General features: G+C 70.6%; 20 protein-coding genes and 2 pseudogenes. 16 read left to right on the forward strand and 6 right to left on the reverse strand.

Annotated elements, in window-relative coordinates; genetic code table 11:
• Positions 1-38: 38 nt before the first annotated feature.
• The gene (locus AB0H81_RS04200) at positions 39-452 is read right to left on the reverse strand and encodes a hypothetical protein (RefSeq protein WP_358368972.1); all 414 of its coding nucleotides are present in this window, start codon (positions 450-452) and stop codon (positions 39-41) included.
• Positions 453-611: 159 nt separating this feature from the next.
• Between AB0H81_RS04200 and AB0H81_RS04205 the strand changes: the two are divergent.
• Positions 612-677: pseudogene (locus AB0H81_RS04205) on the forward strand (hypothetical protein); the annotation flags it as partial.
• A 39-nt stretch (positions 678-716) separates the two neighbouring features.
• On the opposite strand, the gene AB0H81_RS04210 reads toward AB0H81_RS04205, so the two are convergent.
• Positions 717-935 carry a hypothetical protein gene (locus AB0H81_RS04210; RefSeq protein ID WP_358369148.1) on the reverse strand — a complete coding sequence of 73 codons (219 nt, stop codon included), beginning with the start codon at positions 933-935 and terminating at the stop codon, positions 717-719.
• 293 nt (positions 936-1,228) lie between these two features.
• On the opposite strand from AB0H81_RS04210, the gene AB0H81_RS04215 reads away from it, so the two are divergent.
• Positions 1,229-2,767, forward strand: coding sequence for an amidase (locus tag AB0H81_RS04215; protein ID WP_358368975.1), 1,539 nt, complete (start codon positions 1,229-1,231; stop codon positions 2,765-2,767).
• A gap of 176 nt (positions 2,768-2,943) precedes the next feature.
• Entirely contained in the window at positions 2,944-3,780 is an 837-nt protein-coding gene (locus AB0H81_RS04220; RefSeq protein WP_358368978.1) for an NAD(P)H-binding protein, read from the forward strand.
• 75 nt (positions 3,781-3,855) lie between these two features.
• Here the strand turns inward: AB0H81_RS04220 and AB0H81_RS04225 are convergent, their stop codons facing one another.
• Positions 3,856-4,839, reverse strand: a complete 984-nt coding sequence (locus tag AB0H81_RS04225) for a YafY family protein (protein WP_358368981.1) — start codon at positions 4,837-4,839, stop codon at positions 3,856-3,858.
• A gap of 67 nt (positions 4,840-4,906) precedes the next feature.
• Between AB0H81_RS04225 and AB0H81_RS04230 the strand changes: the two genes are divergently transcribed.
• The 3 genes from AB0H81_RS04230 to AB0H81_RS04240 all read left to right on the forward strand — a co-directional run bounded on the left by AB0H81_RS04230 (position 4,907) and on the right by AB0H81_RS04240 (position 7,439).
• The gene (locus AB0H81_RS04230) at positions 4,907-5,266 is read left to right on the forward strand and encodes a hypothetical protein (RefSeq protein WP_358368982.1); all 360 of its coding nucleotides are present in this window, start codon (positions 4,907-4,909) and stop codon (positions 5,264-5,266) included.
• 239 nt (positions 5,267-5,505) lie between these two features.
• Entirely contained in the window at positions 5,506-6,222 is a 717-nt protein-coding gene (locus AB0H81_RS04235; RefSeq protein ID WP_358368985.1) for an alpha/beta hydrolase, read from the forward strand.
• 221 nt (positions 6,223-6,443) lie between these two features.
• On the forward strand, positions 6,444-7,439 hold the full coding sequence (locus AB0H81_RS04240; protein WP_358368988.1) for an alpha/beta hydrolase: 996 nt from the start codon (positions 6,444-6,446) through the stop codon (positions 7,437-7,439).
• Positions 7,440-7,606: 167 nt separating this feature from the next.
• Here AB0H81_RS04240 and AB0H81_RS04245 read toward each other — a convergent pair whose 3' ends face one another.
• Positions 7,607-8,059 (reverse strand): hypothetical protein, encoded by a 453-nt coding sequence (locus tag AB0H81_RS04245; RefSeq protein ID WP_358368990.1) that lies wholly within the window; start codon positions 8,057-8,059, stop codon positions 7,607-7,609.
• A 219-nt stretch (positions 8,060-8,278) separates the two neighbouring features.
• Between AB0H81_RS04245 and AB0H81_RS04250 the strand changes: the two genes are divergently transcribed.
• The 4 genes and pseudogenes from AB0H81_RS04250 (at position 8,279) to AB0H81_RS04265 (ending at position 11,647) form a co-directional block, all read left to right on the forward strand.
• Positions 8,279-9,928 carry a hypothetical protein gene (locus AB0H81_RS04250; RefSeq protein ID WP_358368993.1) on the forward strand — a complete coding sequence of 550 codons (1,650 nt, stop codon included), beginning with the start codon at positions 8,279-8,281 and terminating at the stop codon, positions 9,926-9,928.
• A 220-nt stretch (positions 9,929-10,148) separates the two neighbouring features.
• A pseudogene (locus AB0H81_RS04255) lies at positions 10,149-10,330 on the forward strand (transposase); the annotation flags it as partial.
• An 85-nt stretch (positions 10,331-10,415) separates the two neighbouring features.
• Positions 10,416-10,784, forward strand: coding sequence for a hypothetical protein (locus tag AB0H81_RS04260; protein ID WP_358368996.1), 369 nt, complete (start codon positions 10,416-10,418; stop codon positions 10,782-10,784).
• A 230-nt stretch (positions 10,785-11,014) separates the two neighbouring features.
• Positions 11,015-11,647 (forward strand): hypothetical protein, encoded by a 633-nt coding sequence (locus AB0H81_RS04265; RefSeq protein ID WP_358368999.1) that lies wholly within the window; start codon positions 11,015-11,017, stop codon positions 11,645-11,647.
• Positions 11,648-11,985: 338 nt separating this feature from the next.
• On the opposite strand, the gene AB0H81_RS04270 is transcribed toward AB0H81_RS04265, so the two are convergent.
• The gene (locus tag AB0H81_RS04270) at positions 11,986-12,207 is read right to left on the reverse strand and encodes a hypothetical protein (RefSeq protein WP_358369002.1); all 222 of its coding nucleotides are present in this window, start codon (positions 12,205-12,207) and stop codon (positions 11,986-11,988) included.
• 201 nt (positions 12,208-12,408) lie between these two features.
• Between AB0H81_RS04270 and AB0H81_RS04275 the strand changes: the two genes are divergently transcribed.
• Positions 12,409-12,894 (forward strand): metallophosphoesterase family protein, encoded by a 486-nt coding sequence (locus AB0H81_RS04275; protein ID WP_358369005.1) that lies wholly within the window; start codon positions 12,409-12,411, stop codon positions 12,892-12,894.
• Positions 12,895-12,979: 85 nt separating this feature from the next.
• Complete coding sequence (locus AB0H81_RS04280; RefSeq protein WP_358369008.1) at positions 12,980-14,122, forward strand: serine hydrolase domain-containing protein; 1,143 nt, start codon at positions 12,980-12,982, stop codon at positions 14,120-14,122.
• 115 nt (positions 14,123-14,237) lie between these two features.
• Here AB0H81_RS04280 and AB0H81_RS04285 read toward each other — a convergent pair whose 3' ends face one another.
• Positions 14,238-15,260, reverse strand: coding sequence for a LacI family DNA-binding transcriptional regulator (locus tag AB0H81_RS04285; RefSeq protein WP_358369011.1), 1,023 nt, complete (start codon positions 15,258-15,260; stop codon positions 14,238-14,240).
• 143 nt (positions 15,261-15,403) lie between these two features.
• On the opposite strand from AB0H81_RS04285, the gene AB0H81_RS04290 reads away from it, so the two are divergent.
• Genes AB0H81_RS04290 through AB0H81_RS04305 form a run of 4 tightly spaced genes read left to right on the forward strand, consistent with a single transcriptional unit; the run spans position 15,404 to position 20,500 of the window.
• The gene (locus AB0H81_RS04290) at positions 15,404-17,323 is read left to right on the forward strand and encodes a beta-L-arabinofuranosidase domain-containing protein (protein WP_358369013.1); all 1,920 of its coding nucleotides are present in this window, start codon (positions 15,404-15,406) and stop codon (positions 17,321-17,323) included.
• A gap of 13 nt (positions 17,324-17,336) precedes the next feature.
• Entirely contained in the window at positions 17,337-18,710 is a 1,374-nt protein-coding gene (locus tag AB0H81_RS04295) for an extracellular solute-binding protein (RefSeq protein WP_358369016.1), read from the forward strand.
• Positions 18,711-19,592 (forward strand): sugar ABC transporter permease, encoded by an 882-nt coding sequence (locus AB0H81_RS04300; RefSeq protein ID WP_358369019.1) that lies wholly within the window; start codon positions 18,711-18,713, stop codon positions 19,590-19,592.
• Positions 19,589-20,500 carry a carbohydrate ABC transporter permease gene (locus AB0H81_RS04305; protein ID WP_358369022.1) on the forward strand — a complete coding sequence of 304 codons (912 nt, stop codon included), beginning with the start codon at positions 19,589-19,591 and terminating at the stop codon, positions 20,498-20,500. The genes AB0H81_RS04300 and AB0H81_RS04305 overlap by 4 nt, the downstream gene beginning before the upstream one ends.
• Positions 20,501-20,505: the final 5 nt, after the last annotated feature.

A 20,505-nucleotide genomic window follows, 5' to 3' on the forward strand; every position in this document is an offset into this window, starting at 1 on the left:
GACGGCGTCGCCGGGAGCGCGTGCGTCGCCGGACGGGGTCAGAGGGTGACGCAGGGCAGCCCTCTGCTCTGCACCCCTCCGGGTACGTGGGCCCATCCCTCGGCGCAGATCTTGCCCGGGCTGAAGGTGACATACCTGGTCCACTGATAGCAGTAGTGGATGAGCTCGCTGTTGACGCTCTTGCCCGGTCCCCAGATGCGGAAGTGATACGGGGCGCTCTCGCAGTTGCTGGGCGCTTCAGGGCGTTTCGTCGCCCTGGCGTAGACCACGTTGGCCACGGTGCGGAATGCCTCGATACAGGTCCAGCGGCTGCAGCCGCTCTCGGTGGCGACGGCGGCCGACGCGTCCACGCCGCCCCTGGTGACCGCAGCCGCGCCCGAAGGCGCCGCGGCGGTCAGTCCTGCTACGAGCGTGGCTCCGGCCATTGCGGTGAAGAACTTGTTCCGGTTCATGGGAACCCCTTTCTCTTACTGAGAAAGGATTGATCACCACGGGGAGCGATTCCAGGGCGCCGACCGGGCATTGTCCGGACATATAGGTCCTGCTCCGGAGCCACGAAGGTCTCAGACCTTGCTCACCCGAAGCTTCTTCGCGGACCGTACGGATGGGGCGTGCGGACGGGAGTCGTCCTGTCCGGTGGACAGTGGCAGCGGATCGCACTCGCCCGCGCATTCCTGCGGGCGGACAGGGATCTGATGATGCTGGACGAGCCGAGTTCAGCTTGGACGCCGAGCGTAGTCACGCCAGATCTCGAGTGTCGGGAGACGGGCCGGAAGTCCGGCCGACCCCCACAAGGCCAGCACGGGCATGACGAGTTTGCGGCCCATCGCCGCGTCGGCGTCGTCGAGCGCGAGATCCTGCTCCTGGGCGCGGTAGTCGTCGAAGTCGGCCCGCAGAGCTCCAGACCTGGAGAAGGCGCGGATGTAGGCGTCCACGGCGTCGGGGTAGAGGGTTGAGCTAGTTCGTGGCTGGAGTTGCCACAAGGGTGCGTGTGAACCTTCAAGCGGATTCACAAGAAGTTTCCCCGTCTACTGGACAATTCCCGCGCGCTATGGCCACCGGTCGGGAGAATAGTCCGTGACCGAAGGGAAACACGGTGATGATTGAGACATCTATCTCGTTGTGCGGAGCGGCATTTCATGCCCTGCGCCAGTGGAGTTGACCCCTCTCACTCCTGCTGACCTGGGACGGGGCACCTTCGGGTGACGGAATGAGTGGATGTTCGCCAATGGAGGCGGCCGTTCTGACTTTTCCGGCGGATGCGGGCGACTTGTGTGGCGACAAGCGTTTACGGCAGGCCGTTAGAGTCAACTCCATGGAATGGAACTTTCAGTCGGCCGAAGAACTCGCAGCTGCCTTGCGTGCCGGTGAAGTGACCTCGGCCGAACTGACCGACGAGGCGATCGCCCGTATCGAGCGGGACGACAAGGTGATCAACGCGATCTGTGTGCCGGACTTCGACCGTGCCCGGGCCGCCGCGCGCGGCGCTGACCAGGCGCGCGCCCGCGGTGAGGACCGGCCGCTGCTCGGCATTCCGGTGACGGTCAAGGAGTGCTTCAACATCGCCGGGCTGCCCACGACCTGGGGCATGCCGCCGCACCGGGACTACATGCCGGCCGAGGACGCGGTACAGGTGTCGCGACTCAAGGCGGCGGGCGCGGTGGTGCTCGGCAAGACCAATGTGCCGTTGGGGCTGCAGGACATCCAGAGCTTCAACGAGATCTACGGCACCACCAACAACCCATGGGATCACGGTCGCACGTCGGGCGGATCCTCCGGCGGGTCGGCGGCGGCCCTGGCGTCCGGGTTCGGCGCGCTGTCCATCGGCTCCGACATCGGCGGCTCGCTGCGCACCCCCGCGCATTTCTGCGGTGTCTACGCGCACAAGCCGACGCTCGGGCTGGCGGCGAACCGCGGTATGGTCCCGCCGGCCACGCCGGCATTGCCGACCGACCTCGACCTCGCCGTCGTCGGCCCGATGGCGCGCACTGCCCGCGACCTCACGCTCCTGCTCGACGTCATGGCCGGACCGGACCCGCTGACGCTCGGCGTGGCGCACCGTTTGGCGCTGCCGCCCGCCCGCCACGAGCGGCTCCGCGACTTCCGGGTCCTGGTCCTCGACGAGCATCCGCTCCTTCCGACGGGGGCCGCCGTGCGGGCGGGCGTGAACCGGGTGGCCGCCGCACTCGCCGACGGCGGCGCCCGCGTCGCACGGCACAGTCCGCTGCTGCCCGATCTGACCGAAGCCGCGACGCTCTACCTGCAGTTGCTGATCTCGGGCTCCGTTGCGCGTTTTCCCGTCGAATCGTACGAGCAGCTGCGGACCCGCGTCGCCGGACTGAGCGCGGACGACCAGAGTCTTGACGCCGTGCGGCTGCGCGCCATGGTGTTCAGCCACCGCGACTGGATGGAGGCGAACAGCCGCCGTGAGGTCCACCGCCACGGCTGGCGGCAGCTGTTCGCCGAGTTCGACGCCGTGGTGTGCCCGATCACGCCGACGCCCGCGTTCCCGCACGACCACAACCCCAATCCGTTGGAACGGCGCATCGACATCGACGGCGTCGAGTACCCGTACTTCGACCAGCTCGTCTGGGCCGGCCTGGCCACCATGCCCGGCCTGCCCGCCACCGCCATACCAGCGGGTCGATCCCCCGAAGGCCTGCCGGTGGGGGTGCAGCTCATCGGTCCGATGTTTGAGGACCGCACCCCGCTACGGCTGGCCGAACTGCTCGAGCAGGAGATCGGCGGCTTCCAAGCACCGAGATAGGGGCGTATCCCCCCGATGTCCGTCGGGGGTGAGGTGTGGGTCACGACGGCCGCGCCAAGATCGCCTTGTCGTCGAAAACGTGGACCAAGGAGGAACGAACCTGTCCTGCTTGGCTGACAGAGTTCTGAGCACGGCAGCGGATAACAGGTCCGGCCCCAATGAATTCTGGAGTGAGCATGTTCCTGGTCACCGGAGCCACCGGCAACGTCGGGCGCCACGTCGTCGAGCGGCTCGTCGCCCGTGGTGAGAAGGTGCGCGCGCTGGTGCGGGATCCGCGGCGTGCGGTCCTGCCGGTCGGAGTCGAGGTGGTGGAGGGCGACCTGTCCCGCCCGGAAACCCTCGACGCGGCTCTCGACTGCGTCACCGGCGTGTTCCTGTTCGCGGTGCCCGGCAGCGGTCCGGCGTTCGTCGAAGCGGCGCAGCGGGCGGGTGTCGAACGCGTCGTCCTGCTGTCGTCCAACGGGGTCGATGACACCGCCGCCGAGCAGGCCAACCCGATCGCGGCCTACCACGCCGAGATCGAGCAGGCGTTGCGCGGCGGCAAGCCGGCTTGGACGTTCCTGCGCTCGGCGCACATGGCCACCAACGCCCTGCCGTGGGCGGGGCAGATCCGCGCCGGTGACGTGGTCCGCGCTCCCTACGCCGGTGCCACCAGCGCCCCCATCCACGAGGCCGACCTCGCCGAGGTCGCCGTCGTCGCGCTGACGGAGGACGGCCACGCCGGCCAGGTGTACCCGCTGAGCGGCCCGGCGTCCCTCACCGCCGCCGAGCAGGTCACGCTGATCGGCGAGGCGCTCGGCCGTCCGCTGGTCTTCGAGGAACTGACTCCCGAGGTCGCACGCGAGCAGATGAGCCGGTTCATGCCGCCCTTCATCCTCAACACCCTGTTCGAGCAGTGGGAGCAGTCGGTGGGCAACCCCGCGCCGGTGTACGACACCGTCGAGCGGCTCACCGGCCGCCCGGCCCGCGCCTTCGCCCAGTGGGCCGCCGACCGCGTCGCCGACTTCTCCTGAGGAAGGCGGAGCATCCCCGCCGGTCGGAGGTCCAGGACGGGGCAGAACTGTTCGCGACCCAGCAGGGCCCGCCGGTCATCCGGCCGGCGGGCCGCCCTCGCCCGGCGCCTGGAGCGCCTGGCCGATGCGCGCGTGCAGCCCCTTGAAGTGCTCGACGAGCTCGGCCGGCTCGTGGACGGTGAAGTCGAAGCCGAGGAGGGTCACGTGCAGGGCGAGCCCGTCCAGGGAGTTCGAACCGGCGCGCAGGGTGCAGGTGCGCTCGTCGACGGCTTCCACCACCCCGGCGTCGGCCGGCACCCGCTCGGCGACCTGCGCCGCGGGGGCGTACATGGTGAACCGTGCCTGGTAGCGGTACCGGTCGACACCGACCGCCCAGGACGCGTACCCGCCGATGTCGCCGGACGGCGGCTCACGCGGCGTGAACCGTGGACCCTCAGGGGTTCGCGGGCTCAGCCGGTCGACCCGGAAGGTCCGCCAATCGGCCCGGTCGAGATCGTAGGCGACCAGGTACCAGCGGCGCCCGGCGTGGACCAGCTTGTGCGGCTCCACCGTACGGGTGGTGTCCGTGCCGTCGTGGCTGCGGTAGTCCATGCGCAGCCGCCGGTGGTCGCGGCAGGCCCCGGCGATCGTGGTCAGCACGTCCGCCGGGACCACCGCACGCGGACGGTGCTGCGCCACGGTGGCCGCGTCCAACGCCGAGACCTGGTACCGCAGCCGCGCGGGCAGGATCTGTTCCAGTTTCGCGAGGGCCCGCACCGACGTCTCCTCGATGCCGGCCACCGTGCCGTTCGCCGCGGTGCGCAAGCCCACGGCGACCGCGACGGCCTCCTCGTCATCCAGCAGCAGCGGAGGCATGGCGGCCCCGGCGCCCAGCCGGTACCCCCCGATGTTCCCGATCGTGGCGTGCACCGGGTAACCGAGCTCGCGCAGCCGTTCGACGTCGCGGCGTACGGTGCGCACCGTCACCCCCAGGTGGTCGGCCAGCTGCGGTCCGGACCACTCCCGGTGCTGCTGCAGCAAGGACAACACCCGAAGCAGCCGAGCAGAAGTTTCGAGCATGTCTGCATTGTCCATGCCAGGAGGACCGCATCTGTCCTCCTTTGGTGGCGCGACAGACCATGGGAGGGTGCGTCAAGCATTCGCCCACGAGGCGACGATCGTCATGGAAGCGCACGGTGATCTGCGCGCCCCCGGCGCGGCGGTCACCCTGGCTCTGTGCGGGGACTGGGAGCACGAGCCCCCCTGCCCGCTCGCTCCGCACCATACGGCTGCCGACCGCCGGGGCGGCACGGTGCGGGTGCGCGTCCTGTTCGCCACGGAGCCGGAGAAGGAGGGGGAGGTGCGGGATCGCATCGACGCCGCGCTCGCTCTGGGGACGCTCGAGAGCCCGGACGGTGGGACGACGCGATGGCGCCTCCTGGACACCCGGCCCGGTCGCCTGCGTGCCGGGGAACTGCCGCATGCCGAGCGCCTCCGGCGCAGCTGAACATCGCCCGGCCGTGAGGACGAGAGGGAGCGCCCACCTCGATGCGGCGTTCATGGGGCTCACCTCCTCGGACGGTGTCATGGCCGCCGGCAGGCAGCCGTGTGATACGTTCACCGTCGCTGTGCACCGCATCGACCGTAGGAGGTGAGACCGATCAACGCTGTGACAGGTCGGGGCTCCCTCCCTCGCATGGCCTAGGGAGCGCCCGCACAAGGCATCCCGAAAGGCTTGAAACGCGCATGCGCTTCACTTCTCACACGTCGAACGACGGCGTCACCGAACGAACCTTCACCCTCGGCGAGATCCCCGGCGCGCTGTGGACGCCGGACGACACCCAGCCCCGCGCCCTGGTCCTCATCGGACACGGCGGCGGCCAGCACAAGCAGGCCCCTGGCGTCGTGGCCCGCGCCGGCCGGCTGGCGGCCGAGTGCGGTTTCGCGGCGGCGGCCATCGACGCCCCCGCCCACGGCGGCCGGCCCAGGACCGCCGAACACGAGCGGATCGTCACCGAGATGCGGGCCCGCATGGCCGGCGCGGGCGACCCGGTCCCGCTGCTGGCCGAGCTCCACACGCTGCTGGCCGCTCAGGTCGTCCCGGAATGGCGGTCGGTCCTTGACGCGCTCGGGGACATGGGCCCGGTGGGTTACTGGGGGATGTCGCTGGGCTGCGCTCTCGGCATTCCGCTGGTCGCCGCCGAGCCGCGGATCCGCGCGGCGGTGCTGGGGCTGAGCGGAACGTCACTGGCCTCGGCCGAGGCCGCCGCCGGGGTCACCGTCCCTGTGCGGTTCCTGATGCAGTGGGACGACGAGCGGGTGCCGCGCGAGGACGCCATGGCGCTGTTCGACGCTCTGGCCTCGGGCGAGAAGACGCTGCACGCCAACCCCGGCAAGCACGAGGACGTGCCGGCCCTCGAGGCCGACAGCGCGTTGCGGTTCTTCGCCCGGCATCTGGGCTGACACCGCCGCCTGTCGTCCGTGAGGCGCCGATCGGGATCCGTTCCCGATCGGTGATCGTGCAGGTCGACCAGCGTTGCGCGAGTCGCGGCCGCTGTCCGGCGGGTGCCGGGATCCGAAGACGTCGGCCCTGGTGCCCGCCCGCAGCGGCCGGCGGGAGTGTGATGCGGCTCACCGGCCAACAGTGACACGGTGTTGTCGCGGACGGCTGCGATGGTCGACGCATGACGATCACCGATGAGGACTGCCTCGCCGAGACCATGGCGTTCAACAAGGAATTCGAGGCCGCCGCCGTGAGCCGCCCGGCGCGCGACGAGAGGCCGGACGCGACCGCGCTGGCCGCCCTTCGGCGCAACCGGCTCGGTGGCGACACGCCGCCGGTGCGACTGCCGCAGGGCCAGGACCGCGTCATCGCCGGTGGGGTGAGGGTCCGGGCATTCGTGCCCGACCAGGTCGAGGGCGTGTATCTGCACATCCACGGAGGCGGCTGGGTGTTCGGTTCCGCGGACGGCCAGGACGAAAGGCTGTGGCGGCTCGCCGAGCAGGCACGGCTGGCCGTGGTCAGCGTGGAGTACCGCCTCGCGCCTGAGCACCCGTTCCCCGCCGGTCCCGACGACTGCGAAGCGGCAGCCCGGTGGCTGGTGGATCACGCCGCAGCCGAGTTCGGCACCCGACGGCTGCTGATCGGGGGTGAATCGGCCGGCGCCCACCTGAGCGTCGTGACGCTGCTGCGCCTTCGCGACCGGCACGGCATCACGGGCGCGTTCCGGGCGGCCAACCTGGTGTTCGGCCCGTACGACCTGTCGATGACGCCGAGCCAGCGATCGTTCGGATCGAGGCGGCTGCTGAGCAACACCGACACGCTGCGGCGGACGTACGAGCTGTTCACACCCGGCATGGGGGCGGAACAACGGCGCGATCCCGAGGTCTCGCCGCTGTTCGCCGACCTCACCGGTCTGCCGCCCGCCCGGATCGTCGTCGGGAGCGAGGATCCGCTGCTGGACGACTCGCTGTTCCTGGCGCAACGGTGGCAGGCGGCAGGCGCGCCTGTGCAGCTCGGGGTCGTCGCCGGCGCCATGCACGGCTTCACCCTGTTCCCGCTGACCGTCACGGAGCGGGAACTGCGGCGCGAGCGGGACTTCCTGTCCACCACGGGACTGAGCGCTTCTCATCCTGAGCAGCGGGCGACATCTCTGCCGGCCACCGCCGCGCTCCACTGAATAGGCTCGGATGCTTCGCCTGATACTCCAGTGACACTTCGGGATCTTGAGGGGTCGAGGTCACATGGCGACGGCCACCGCGTGATCATTCGTGGTTGGTGAAGACAACAAAAGATCGTGCGGTGGCCGCGAGCCACAGCGTAGATCCTGATGGCTGGATGGTCGCCTCAACGAGCTGATGCCCTGCGGCTCCCAGTCGTTGTGCCGGGGTGCCACCAGAAGTCCCGGCCGTCGTGGAACCTGTGGCCGTCCGGGCTGACCCGCCGCTCGCCGGGGCCGAGGGCCTGGTGCCTCCTGAACCGCCGACCGTTCGCCGTCCTGACGCTCACCCGCCCGTGCTCGGACACCTCCTCCAGCAGCCCGGCCCGCCCCTCCACGCGGAACCACCAGGTGCCGCAGGCAGGCCCGCCACCAGGGGGCGGGCCACACCCCGGCGAGGAGCCCGGCAGGCACCGGCAGCCGTTCAGCATCCATGACTCCACGGTGGCGCGGCACTCCTTTTCGTGCCCGTCCAGGTGCTCCAGCAGCGCCGCGAACTGCTCACCGACCGTGCTGGACCGCACGGCCCTTGGCACGGACGCCGGCAGCTGGCCGCCGGTCTTCCTGCAGCGCAGGGTCATCCCGTCCAGCGCCGGCTCGTGGCCGCGGACGGCGCGGACTCACGTGAGGGGAATCGTCATGGCGACGACTATGTCGGCGGGCACCGACAATCGTCCCGGTCTCGAACCCCGGAGGGTGCTTGATCACGGTTTGGTGTCGCGCGACCGAATGATCTTGACGTGGGAGCACCCATGAGACGTTATTAGAACGTCTGTTCCCATCCCGTGCAGGAGGCTCTCGTGTCCCCATCCCTGGTTCGCCGATTAGCCGCTTACTGCGGCGCCGCCGGCGTGATCACCGGCCTGCTCACCGTCACGGCCCCCGCCGCCTCGGCGGCCGGCACCACCACCGACCTCGGGGTCACCGACTCCTACACCGCCGACCTGGCCGTCGGCGGCGGCCGGGTGTTCGTTCCCGCCGGCGACCGCGTCATCGTGGCCGGCACTGACGGAAACCTCACCGGGGGTGTCGTCACCGGCCTGCCCGGCGTCCAAGAGCTGGCCGTGAACGCGGACGGTACCCGCCTGTACGCGGCTCTCACCGGCTCGAACGAGGTCGCCGAGATCGACACCGCGAGCCTCGCCGTCACCCGCCGGATCGACCTGTCGGCCCACCCCTGCCCGTCCACCCTGGCGTTGCTGGGCGAGCGGTTGTGGGTGGGGCACGGATGCGACGACGGCCCCGGCGGCGTCGTCGGCCTGGATCTCAGCGCGAGCGCCCCGGCGCCCGTGGCGGTCGGGGGCGAGCACCTGCGGCCTCCCGTGCTCGCGGCCGCCGGCGACACGCTCGTGGTCGGCCAGACCGCCCTGCACCACGCCGACATGCTGGTCTACGACCTCGGCGACGGCGCCCCCGCGCTGCGCGGCACGATCGACGGCGAAGAGTGGCGCATCGACTACCTGCGCGACCTCACCCTGAGCTCCGACGGCGGCACCCTGTTCAGCGCGGCCGACACCCCCGGTCACTTCACCAGGTACGACACCAGGACCCTGGCGGCGATCGGCACCTACGGCGACGGCTGGGACGGGTACCCGTCCGCCGTGGCGCTCGGCTCGGACGGCGCGTACGTCGCGGCCGGACGCCAGTGGGGCAGCACCGACCTCACCCTCTACGACGCGGCGACGGGCGCGGAGCTGTTCGCGGCCGACCAGCCGGACGCCGAACTGCTCCAGGACGGCGTCGCCTTCTCCGGCACGGACGTCTTCGCACTGCTGCGCAGCTCCGCGGACCGGCTGCTGCTGTGGCGGGTGACGGGCGTCGCGCTACCGGCCACCAAGCTCACGGTGACGGCCCCCGCGGACGCGTACGCCGGCTCGCCGATCACCGTCGAGGGGCGGCTCACCCGCGCCGACGGCGAGGCGCTCGGGCTCAAGCCGCTCACGGTGATCCAGTACCTGCCCGGCTGGACGAAACTGCCGATCACCGGCGTGACGACGCGGCAGGACGGCACGTTCTCCTTCCAGGACACGCCCGTCTTCGAGCTGCCGCCGTACATCGGCGAGGTGATCTACTGGGTGTTCTGGGACGGCGACGACGGCCACCGCCGCAGCAGCGCCTCCGTCACCGTGACGGTCAAGCGCGAAGCCACGCTCACCCTGACAGGGCCGCAGTCCGGCGTCGCCGGCACGGCCGTGGAGCTGAGCGGCGTCCTGACGGCGGGCGACAGGCCGCCCTCTCCGGGGTCCACGCTCACCGTGCAGCGCACCCTGTACGTCAAGGGCACCAGCGGTAAGACCGTCAAGCTCCCGCCGGTGAGGGTGAACGCCGACGGCACGTACACGTTCACCGACACGCCCGCCAACGCCGGCAGGTACAGCTACCTCGCGAACTATGCGGGGGACGGCGCGACCGGACCGGCCCAGGCCACCCATCAGATCATCGTCAAGTGACCCGACGACCGGTGCCCGGCGCCGGGCCGGGCACCTCGGCCGGGATCCGGTGGTGACTCACCAGGCCCCGCCGACGTGTTCCAGGCGCCATCAGGGTCTACGCTGTGGCTCGCGGCCACCGCGTGATCATTCGGAGTTTGTGAAGACATCTGAAGATCGAGTGATGGCCGTGGCCGACACTGTAGACCCTGACGGCTGGATGGTCACCTTCAACGACCTGATGGGCCGGATCGCGAGCCGTTTCGGCCGCGTCGCACCGCCACCGCCAACGTCCGCGGGCTGCTGTCCGATCTCGAACGTAAGAACTGCTGGAACCTTGCCGAGCATGCCGGGCTGAGTGGTCCGCAGGCGATGCAACGGCTGCTGCGTTGCGCGTGCTGGGACGCCGACGCCGTACGTGACGTTCCCGTCGTGAGTCACCGGCGGAGCCGCCGCAGTGGTGGATACTTGCACCGAGATGAGGCGTATGAAGGCTGTCACACGTCTGGTGGCGTTCGTCGACGTCGACGATGAGGCGGCGGACACCGTCACGGTCTCGGCGCGTCTCGAGGCGGAACTGGCCGACGGAAGCCGGGTGCCGCTGCTGAACGACCGAGGTTGGGGCGCGTCCCAAGGTTGGGCCGCGACGTCGGTGGCGGACATCCAGGAGACGGCGCGGGTGGTGGTCGGGCCCGACGAGCCATTCGGTGGCCACACCCGGGACGACATGGAAGCCGGCCATTGGGCCTCGCTCCAGCAGATCGCCCAGCGGCAGGGAGCCATCGTCGACGCGGACGCGCTCAGGCGGCTGCCGCTCGACGTCGTGCTCAGCCGGCGGGTGCTCGCGCGCATCGCCGGCCCCGGCTGGAGAGCCTGACGATCAGAAGCCTGCGGATCCAGGAGCCCGCGTCCTGTCTTTGCGGACGTGCTGGTACTCCCGTGACACTTCGCGATCATGCTTCGGATCTGCGCTGTTAGTGGCAGTGTCGGGCGGTGGCTCGGTGTCAGCGGAGCCTGCCGGTGCGCGGGAGCCGCTCCTCCGCACGGGCCTTTCGTGCGGAGGAACTTCGTGCGTAGAGAAAGCTTCGTGCGTGGAAAAGGAGAGCGGTGTCGGACACCGACAAGGACCTCTGGGATCTCCTCGTGGCTCACGGCATCGACTGGGACACGCCGTTCCGGGGCATCTGGGTGGAAGGCTCGGAGGTCGAGGAGGTGGCACGGAGGCTGGGTGCCGATCCGAGCAGTGCCCGGGCCTGCGGCTGGCGGGACATCGTCACCGGCTGCTACACCGAGCACGGCGACGGCGTCATCTGGCTCGGCCCGCAAGCGCCGGGCTGGGTCCAGGTGATCCAACTCGACGGGAACGACGCGTGGCAATGGCGGTCCTGGGTCGAGCTGACCCGGGACGGCGGGCGGCTGCTCTACCTCGGCTGGCCCCTGTACGAACTGGAGGGGCTCGAAGACCTCGAATACGTGGTCGACGGCGAGGTCGTGACGACCCTGGTGGTCGGGGACCCGGAGGAGCGGGACGGCACTGACCCGAATCCGCTGGACGGCTACCTGGATGGGCTGGCCTTCGAAGGCGACACGGCCGCGGCCGAGGTGACCTCGGCTCTACGCCTCATCGGCCGCGTCACGGGGAGGGAACTCGACGAGGCGTGGCTGAACGGCCCGCACACCAGATACGTCGTCCCCGCGTCCGCTCGAGAGGGAGGCGAAGCCCGCGACCACGACATCTGAGGCACCAGCGCGCCGAGCATGGTTTCATCGGCGGAACTCGGGCATCGGAAACACACGTGTCGCGGATCCGGAGGCGACTGGTTCCGCCGATCAATTCGGTTGGGGCGGTGCCGGTGAGCCCGCTGAGGTGGCCCTATGGACGGGGCCAGGAGGCAGGTTCCTGGGCGACGTGAGCGGCTTCCCCCGAGCACAGTCAGCGTCTTGTTCGTGGCCTTCGGTGTGGCGTGTCTGGCCGGGGTGAGCGTCACCGGGGGTCTGCCGACGGCCTCATGTGCTCGACGCGAGTCTCACGCCCTCACTCCCGCGAGGACCTTGCCTTGTGGTCCTTCGAGTGTGGACTACGAGCGGGCAGCCGCGATGATCATCACGAGGCCGAGCGCCGCCAGGGCGAGGTTGGCGAACAGCGGCTGGGCGGCCAGCAAGTCCACCCGGGGCACGATCACCCGGTTGAAGAAGTTGAGGAACAGCCCCATGAACGGCTGGACGGCCAGATGGTCGATGGCGCCGCTGACGCCCTGGAGCAGCATGATCAGACCGGTCACCTGGATGGCTTTACGCATGACCGGACGCTACGGCCCGCCCGGACCCCGGCGGATCGGTCATCGGGATGCGGTCGGCCGACTTTCGTAGGGGATGCCTTCCCATGGACGTGGGGGATGCCCTCGCGGGAATCGCGGGGGCGCTCTGCCGGAGAGAACAGGGCGGTGCCCTTCCCCAGGACAGGGCGGTGCCCTTCCGGGGAAAGCGGGCAGGGGGGAGGGGTGAGAGTGGTGGTCCTGTCCGACACGCACGCGCCCCGCCGCTGGCGCTCGTGCCCGCCCCGGGTGGCCGAACACCTGCGCGGCGCCGACGTGATCCTGCACGCCGGTGACGTGTGCGTCGCGTCCGTGATCGACGAGTTGTCGGCGTACGCGCCCGTCCACGTCGTCAAGGGCAACAACGACGGCCCGGACGTGGTCGCGCCCGAGACGCTGGAGCTGACCCTGGACGGCCTGCGCGTCGGCATGATCCACGACAGCGGACCGGCCAAGGGCCGTCTGCCCCGGATGCGCCGCCGCTTCCCCGGCGCGGACCTGGTGGTCTTCGGCCACTCCCACATCCCGATGGACGAGACGGGCGACGGCCTGCGCGTCTTCAATCCGGGCTCGCCGACGGACCGCCGCCGCCAGCCCCACGGCACGATCGGCCTGCTGACGATCGAGCGCGGCGAGCTGCGGGAGGCGCGCATCGTCCCCGTCACTCCATGATCGACAATATAGTCACTGAAATTGACTATAAAGATTGATGACTATATGATTCTTCCCGTACCGACGAGGCGGGGAGATGAGAGTGATGGCGCGCGTTCACGGCACCGTGGCCGAGGGGTTCGAGGGCGTCTTCGAGGAGTTCGAGGCCGTCGCCGCCGCGGAGGAGGAACCGGGAGCCCAGCTCGCGGCCTACGTCCACGGCCGGAGGGTGGTCGACCTGTGGGTGGGGGAAGGAGTCTCCGGTGACTCGCTGCACGCCCTGTACTCCTCGGGCAAGGGGGCGGCGTACCTGGTGGTGGCGCTGCTGGTCCAGGACGGCCTGATCGACCTCGACCGGCCCGTCGCCCACTACTGGCCGGAGTTCGCCGCCGCGGGCAAGGGCGGGCTGACCGTGCGCGACCTGCTCGCCCACCGGGCCGGGCTCATCGGCGTCGACGGCGGCCTCAGCACGGCCGAGCTGGCCGACGACCGGCTCCTCGCCCGCCGGCTCGCGGGCCAGCGGCCCTTCTGGGAGCCGGGCACGGGCTACGGCTACCACGCGTTCGTGATCGGCGCGCTCGCCGGCGAAGTCGTGCGACGGGTCACCGGCCGCACGCTCCAGCAGGTGTACGAGGAGCGGGTGCGGGCTCCGTACGGCCTGGACTTCTATCTGGGGCTGCCGGCGGAGCAGGAGGCGCGCTACGTTCCGGTCCGGCCGCTCCCGCCCCGGGAACAGGCGCTGGCCGCGTCCATGGCGCCGGCGGCCGACAGCCTCATGGGGATCGCGTTCAACTTCAACGCCACCCCGCCCACCGACCTGGTCGAGTTCGCCAACACCCGGGAGGTGCGCGCGCTCGGGCCCGCCTCCTCGGGGAGCGTGGGGAGCGCTCGTGGGCTGGCCCGCATGTACGCGGCGGTCCTCGGCGAGGTGGAGGGAGGCGCGCGGGGGCCGTTGCTCAAGCCCGACGTCCTCGCCGAGTTCACCCGCCCGCACTCCAGCGGGCCCGACCTGGTGACGGGGGAGCGGGACCACTTCCTGCTCGGGTTCGAGGCGCAGGCGCGGCGCTACCCGTTCCTGGGGCCGGACGCGTTCGGGCACAGCGGCGCGGTCGGCGCGCAGTCCTTCGCCGACCCGGCCGGCGGCGTCGCCTACGCCTACACGCGCCGCCGCTTCTCCTTCGGCGGAGGCGCCGGCGCCCCGGAGAACACCCGCCTCGCCGCCGCCGTCATCGAGGCCGCCACCCGCTGACCAGCCGTCCGAAGCCGTTCGCCGTACGGCGCCGCCGCCCGTCCGAAGCCGCCCGTAGTGCAGAGTCGTCCGCCGTACAGCGCCGCCTGCCGTGTGAGGCCGCTGGCAGTACGGGTCAGGCCGGGTTCACGCGGGTGGACTCCCTGAGGACGAGGCTGCACGGCACCGTGAGCACCCCCCGCGCCCGCGGCGCCCCCCCGATCGCCTCCAGCAGGTGCTCCGCCGCGATCCGCCCGATCTCGCCCAGGTTCATGTCGACGGTCGTCAGCGGCGGACGGCTGCCCTCCACCATGGGCTCCCAGTTGTCGAAGCCCACCACCGCCACGTCGTCCGGGATGCGCCGCCCCCGCTCCCGCAGCGTCTCCGACACCCCCCGCGCGATCTGGTCGCTCCCGCAGAAGACCGCCTCCACGTCCGGGTGGGCCCGCAGCAGGATGTCGGCGCCCTGCCGCCCCCACTCCTCGGTCCACTCCCCGAACAGCGGCTCCCCGGCGAGCCCCGTGCCCGCCTCGGCCAGCGCGTCCGTCAGTCCCTCGGCCCGCCGCCGGGCCGCCTCGAACCGTTCCGGGCCCGTGACGTGGCCGATGCGGGTGCGGCCGGTGGCGAGCAGGTGGCGGGCGGCGAGCGCCCCTCCGCCCCGGTCGTCGGGGATGACCGAGAAGTCGTCGTCGCTCGCCGACTGGGTCATCGCGTAGACCACCGGCACCGGCAGGTCGGCGCCGATGCTGGGACGCGGCTCGGTGCGGCGGCCGGTGACGATGATGCCCTCCACGCGCCGGGCCAGCAGCCGCTCGACGTAGTGCTGCTCCCGGATCGGGTCGTCGCGCGTGTCGCACATGAACACCGAGATCTGCCCGGCTCCGAGCGCGTCCTCCGCGCCCAGCATGACGGGGATGCTGAAGCGGCCGAAGCTGTCGCCGGTCACCAGGCCCACCGTGTACGTGCGGCCCTGGAGCAGCCCCTGCGCGAGGGGGTTCGGGCGGAAGCCGAGGCGCTCCGCCGCCGCGGTCACCCGGGCGCGGGTCTCCTCGCGCAGCTTGCCGCGGCCGTTGAGCGCCTTGGACGCCGTGCCGATGGAGACGCCGGCGGCCGCGGCGACTTCGCGGATGGTGGCGACGTGCGCCTGTTCAGAGGACAAACCTTTTCCTTCCCGACCGCTCCCACTATAAGGCTCTTGACGCTGACCTCGCGCTGGATCTACGTTCGCCTAAGGAAAACCTATTCCTAATTTTTCCTTCGTGGCGAGTGGCAGTGCCCGGAGGCAGCGTTGTGAGGAGCTCCATGGTCAACCCCTCCCAGGTCTGCGGCCCGGCCGTACCCACCCAGGGTGCCAAGGCCGTGTGGCGTCCGCTGGGCGTCCGCGACGTCGACATCACCGGCGGGCCGATGGGCCGCTGGCAGCGGATCAACCGCGAGGCCAGCATCCCCCTCGGCCTGGAGCAGATGGAGCGCGCGGGCAGCGTGCCGAACCTGCGGCTGGCGGCCGGCGAGGCCGAAGGCGAGTACCGGGGGTACCGGTTCCAGGACTCCGACCTGTACAAGCAACTGGAGGCGGTGGCCTGGGAGCACGCCCGGCGCCCCGGATCCGGCTACCCCGAGTTCGTCGCCGAGTCGGCGGCCCTGCTCGGAAGGGCGCAGCGGGCCGACGGCTACCTCAACTCCCACTACCAGGTCGTCAAGCCCGGCAAGATCTACGCCGAGCTGGAGTACAGCCACGAGATGTACTGCGCCGGCCACCTGTTCCAGGCCGCGGTGGCCGGGGCCCGGGCCGGCGCCGACGAGCGGCTGACCGCGGTGGCGCGCCGGCTGGCCGACCACCTGGTCGAGGTGTTCCTGACCGGCGGCGACGACGGCATCGACGGGCACGCCGAGGTCGAGACGGCCCTGGTCGAGCTCTACCGGGTCACCGGCGAGCGCTCCTACCTCGACCTCGCGGCCAAGCTCATCGACAACCGCGGCAAGGGCCTCATCAAGGACAGCGGCATGGGCCCCCTGTACGCCCAGGACCACCTGCCGGTCAGGGAGGCCGACACCCCGGTCGGACACGCCGTGCGCCAGCTCTACCTCGAGGCCGGCGTCGTGGACGTCTACCTGGAGACGGGCGACGAGTCGCTGCTGGAGTGCTCGGTCCGCCGCTGGGAGGACATGGTCGCCACCAAGATGTACCTGACCGGCGGGGTCGGCTCCCGCCACGACGGCGAGGCGTTCGGCGAGCGCTACGAGCTGCCGCCGGACCGCGCCTACAACGAGAGCTGCGCCGCGATCGCCGGCATCCACTGGAACTGGCGGCTGCTGCTGGCCACCGGCGACGGCCGCTACGCCGACCTGATCGAGCGCGTCCTCTACAACGCCTTCGCGGCCTCCACCTCGGCCGACGGGCTGCGCTTCTTCTACGTCAACCCGCTCCAGCGCCGCGACGACACCGTGGAGGACGCCTACCTGGGGCGGCGGCGGGAGTGGTTCGCCTGTGCCTGCTGCCCGCCCAACATCATGCGGACGGTCTCCTCGCTCGGCCACTACGTCGCCACGACGGCCGAGCGGGCGCTGCACGTCCACCAGTACGCGCCGGGCGCGATCCGCTCGGGCGACCTCGACCTCGCCGTCGCCACCGGCTACCCCTGGGACGGCAAGGTCGTCTTCACCGCCGAACGGGCCCCCGTGGGGCCCTGGTCGCTGGCGCTGCGCGTCCCCGCCTGGAGCGCCGGCAGCGCCACCCTGACCGTCGGCGGCGAGAGCGTCGCGGCCGAGCCGGACGAGCACGGCTACGCCGTCGTCACCCGCGAGTGGCGCACCGGCGACACGGTGCAGCTCGACCTCGACCTGACCCCCCGCCTCACCTACCCGAACCGGCGGATCGACGCCGTGCGCGGCACGGCCGCCGTCGAGCGCGGCCCGCTCGTCTACTGCTTCGAGCAGGTGGACCAGCAGGCCGACGTGGACGACCTGGTCCTCGACCCGCGCGCGGAGCTGCGAGTGATCGACAGGGAGGACGTGCCGGGCCTCGGCCGGACCGTCCTCATCGAGGCCGGCGCGTACGCCGCCGACCCGCCCGCCACCGGCCTGCCGTACGGCAGCGCACCCCCCACCCCGGAGCCCGCCGGCGACCCCTCCGGCGCCCGCGTCACCGCCACGGCCGTCCCCTACTACCAGTGGGACAACCGCGGCGCGGGCGCGATGCGGGTCTGGCTCCCCCTCGCGTAAGGAACACATCCCCATGAATCGACGTGACCTGTTCAAGATCGGCGGGCTGGCCGCCCTCGGCGCCGCGGCGGCGGCCTGCGGGGGCGGCGGTGGAGGCGGCGGCTCGAAGGGCGGCACCCAGCTGCAGTTCATGTACTGGGGGTCCACCTTCGAGAAGACGGCCGTGGAGAAGATGCTGCGGCAGTACGAGCAGAAGAACGCGGGCGTCAAGGTCAAGGCGCTGTTCACGCCCGACGAGTACGACGTCAAGCTCAACACCCTGGTGGCCAGCGGCCGGGTGCCGGACGTCGGCTACGTGCCGATGAGCATGTCCTACCGGCTGGCCGAGCAGGGCACGCTGGTCAACCTGTTCCCGTACGTGAAGAAGTACCCGCAGCTCGCGGGCTGCCTGCCCGACGCCTACCTGTGGTACGGGCAGGACAAGCTGCACGGCCTGGCCACCGCCAACGAGGTCATGCTCCTCTGGTACGCCAAGGACGCCCTGTCCGAGGCCGGGGTCGCCCCGCCGCCCGCCGACGCCGCGTCGGCCTGGTCGTGGGACCAGCTCGTCCAGAACGCCTACAAGCTGACCGTCGACCAGAACGGCAAGCACCCCGACGAGTCGGGCTTCGACCCCAAGCAGATCCGGCAGTTCGGCATCTCCAGCAGCATCACCTACGGCGCCGCCTGGTACGGCTTCCTGCGCAGCAACGGCGGCGACTTCGCCGACGAGGCCGGCAAGCGCTGCCTGCTGGACAGCCCCGAGGCGATCAAGGTGTTCCAGAACCTTCAGGACCTCATCTACAAGCACCGGGTCATGCCCGGCCCCGGCCAGCTGGCCGCCACCGGCGACGACGTGCCCGGCACGAACGTGCTGCTCAAGACCAAGCGGGTGGCCATGGTGGTCGACGGCCACTGGTCGCTGCTCGACATGAACCAGAGCAAGGTCGACTTCGGCATCGGCGTGCTGCCCAAGTACGGCGACCCGTTCACCACGACCCAGGTGGCCGGCGCGTCGTCGGTGTTCGCCGGCAGCAAGCACGTGGAGGAGGCGGTCGAGCTGTTCGCCTTCCACAACGACCCCCGGTACGTGGACCTGTTCCAGCAGGGCCTGTGGATGCCGCAGGAGAAGAAGTACTACGAGGACCAGGCGTCGGTGGACGCGTGGACCAAGAACGCGGCGCACCCGCCGGAGTTCCGCGCCGCGGTCGTCGACTACACCCGCGACCACGGCGTGCCCGACCTGCGCAACCGGCTCAAGAACATGTCGTCCATCTCCAGCGACGTGCTGACGCCGGCGCTGCAGGAGATCGAGTCGGGCAAGCGGCCGGCCGCGGACGTGCTCAAGGAGGCCACCCCCAAGATCACCGCGATGCTGCAGGGCTGGCACCACACGCAGGGGCTCTAGATGCGCAGGTTCGAGGCGCGCTGGGGCGTCCTCATGGCGCTGCCCGCCATCCTCGGGTTCGTCATCTTCACGGTCGGCCCGATGATCGCGTCGTTCTTCTTCAGCCTGACCGACTGGCAGGTGGGCGGTCGGCCGTCGTTCGTGGGGCTGGACAACTACACGGCGCTGGCCGGCGACGAGCTGTTCTGGAAGTCGCTGAGCGCCACCACCTACTACACGCTCGGCGCTGTGCCGCTCACGCTGATCGTCAGCTTCGCGGTCGCCATGCTGCTCAACCAGAAGGTCCGCGGCCTGCCCCTCTGGCGCACGATCTTCTACCTGCCGACGCTGGTCCAGGCCATCGCGAACGTGGTGCTCTGGATCTGGATCTTCAACCCGGACTTCGGGCTGCTCAACTCGCTGCTGCGCCAGGCCGGGCTGCCGACCTCGCAGTGGGTCTACAGCGAGGAGATGGCCGTCCCGTCGCTGATCATCATGAGCACGTGGGGCTTCGGCAACACCATGGTGATCTTCCTGGCCGGGCTCCAGGGCGTGCCGCGCCACCTGTACGAGGCGGTGTCGATCGACGGCGGCGGCCCGTGGCGGCGCTTCTGGCACGTGACGCTGCCCATGATGACGCCGACCATCTTCTACAACCTCGTGGTCGGGGTCGTCGGGACCTTCCAGGTCTTCACCCAGGCGTACGTCATGACCGAGGGCGGTCCCAACCAGGCCACGCTCTTCTACGTCTACTACATCTTCCGCAAGGCCTTCACCGAGAGCGAGATGGGCTACGCCAGCGCCCTCGCCTGGGTGCTGTTCATGATCATCATGGTGGTGACGTTCCTCATGTTCCGCAACGCCCGCCGCTGGGTCTACTACGAGATGGCGGGCGCCCGATGACCGCGCTCGCGACACCGGAGAAGACCCCACGCTCGAGGGCGCGGGACGTCGCGCCGACCGCCGGGCTGCGCCGGCCGCGCCGGTACGGCAGGGCGCTGCTGTACGCGGCGCTGGTCCTGGGCGCGATCCCGACGATCCTGCCGTTCGTGTGGCTGGTGCGCAGCGCGCTCATGACCGACACCCAGATGTTCGTCGCCCCGCCGGAGTGGATCCCGGACCCCTTCCAGTGGTCCAACTTCGGCGAGGCGCTCACCGCCCAGCCGTTCGGCCTCTACCTGCTCAACACGGTGATCATCGCGGTGGTCTGCGTGATCGGCACGGTGTTCACCTGCTCGGTGGCCGCCTTCAGCTTCGCCCGGCTGCGCTGGAAGGGCCGCAACGTGGTCTTCGCGCTGCTGCTCACCGGCGTCATGCTGCCGTACGCCGTGACGATCATCCCGACGTTCGTCATGTGGCAGGAGCTGGGAGCGATCGACACGTTCGTCCCGCTCACCGTGCCGGCCTGGTTCGCCGGGGCGGGGGGCGGCGTGTTCAACGTGTTCCTGCTGCGGCAGTTCTTCCTGACCATCCCGTTCGAGCTGGACGAGGCCGCCTACATCGACGGCGCCTCGCCGTGGCGGGTCTACTGGACGATCGTCATGCCGCTGTCCAAGCCGGCCATCGTGGTCGTCACGATCTTCACGTTCATCGGCACCTGGAACGACTTCCTGGGGCCGCTGCTCTACCTGCAGGACGAGGAGAAGTACACGCTCTCGCTCGGGCTCGCCTCGTTCCAGAGCGTGTTCATCACGCAGTGGGGCTACCTCATGGCCGCCTCGGCGGCGGTCATCGCCCCGATCATCGCGCTCTTCTTCTTCCTGCAGCGCTACTTCATCGAAGGAGTCACGCTCACCGGCATCAAGAACTGAAAAGA

The sequence above is a fragment of the Nonomuraea sp. NPDC050691 genome (assembly GCF_040654455.1).
In the GTDB taxonomy this organism is placed as follows: Bacteria; Actinomycetota; Actinomycetes; order Streptosporangiales; family Streptosporangiaceae; genus Nonomuraea.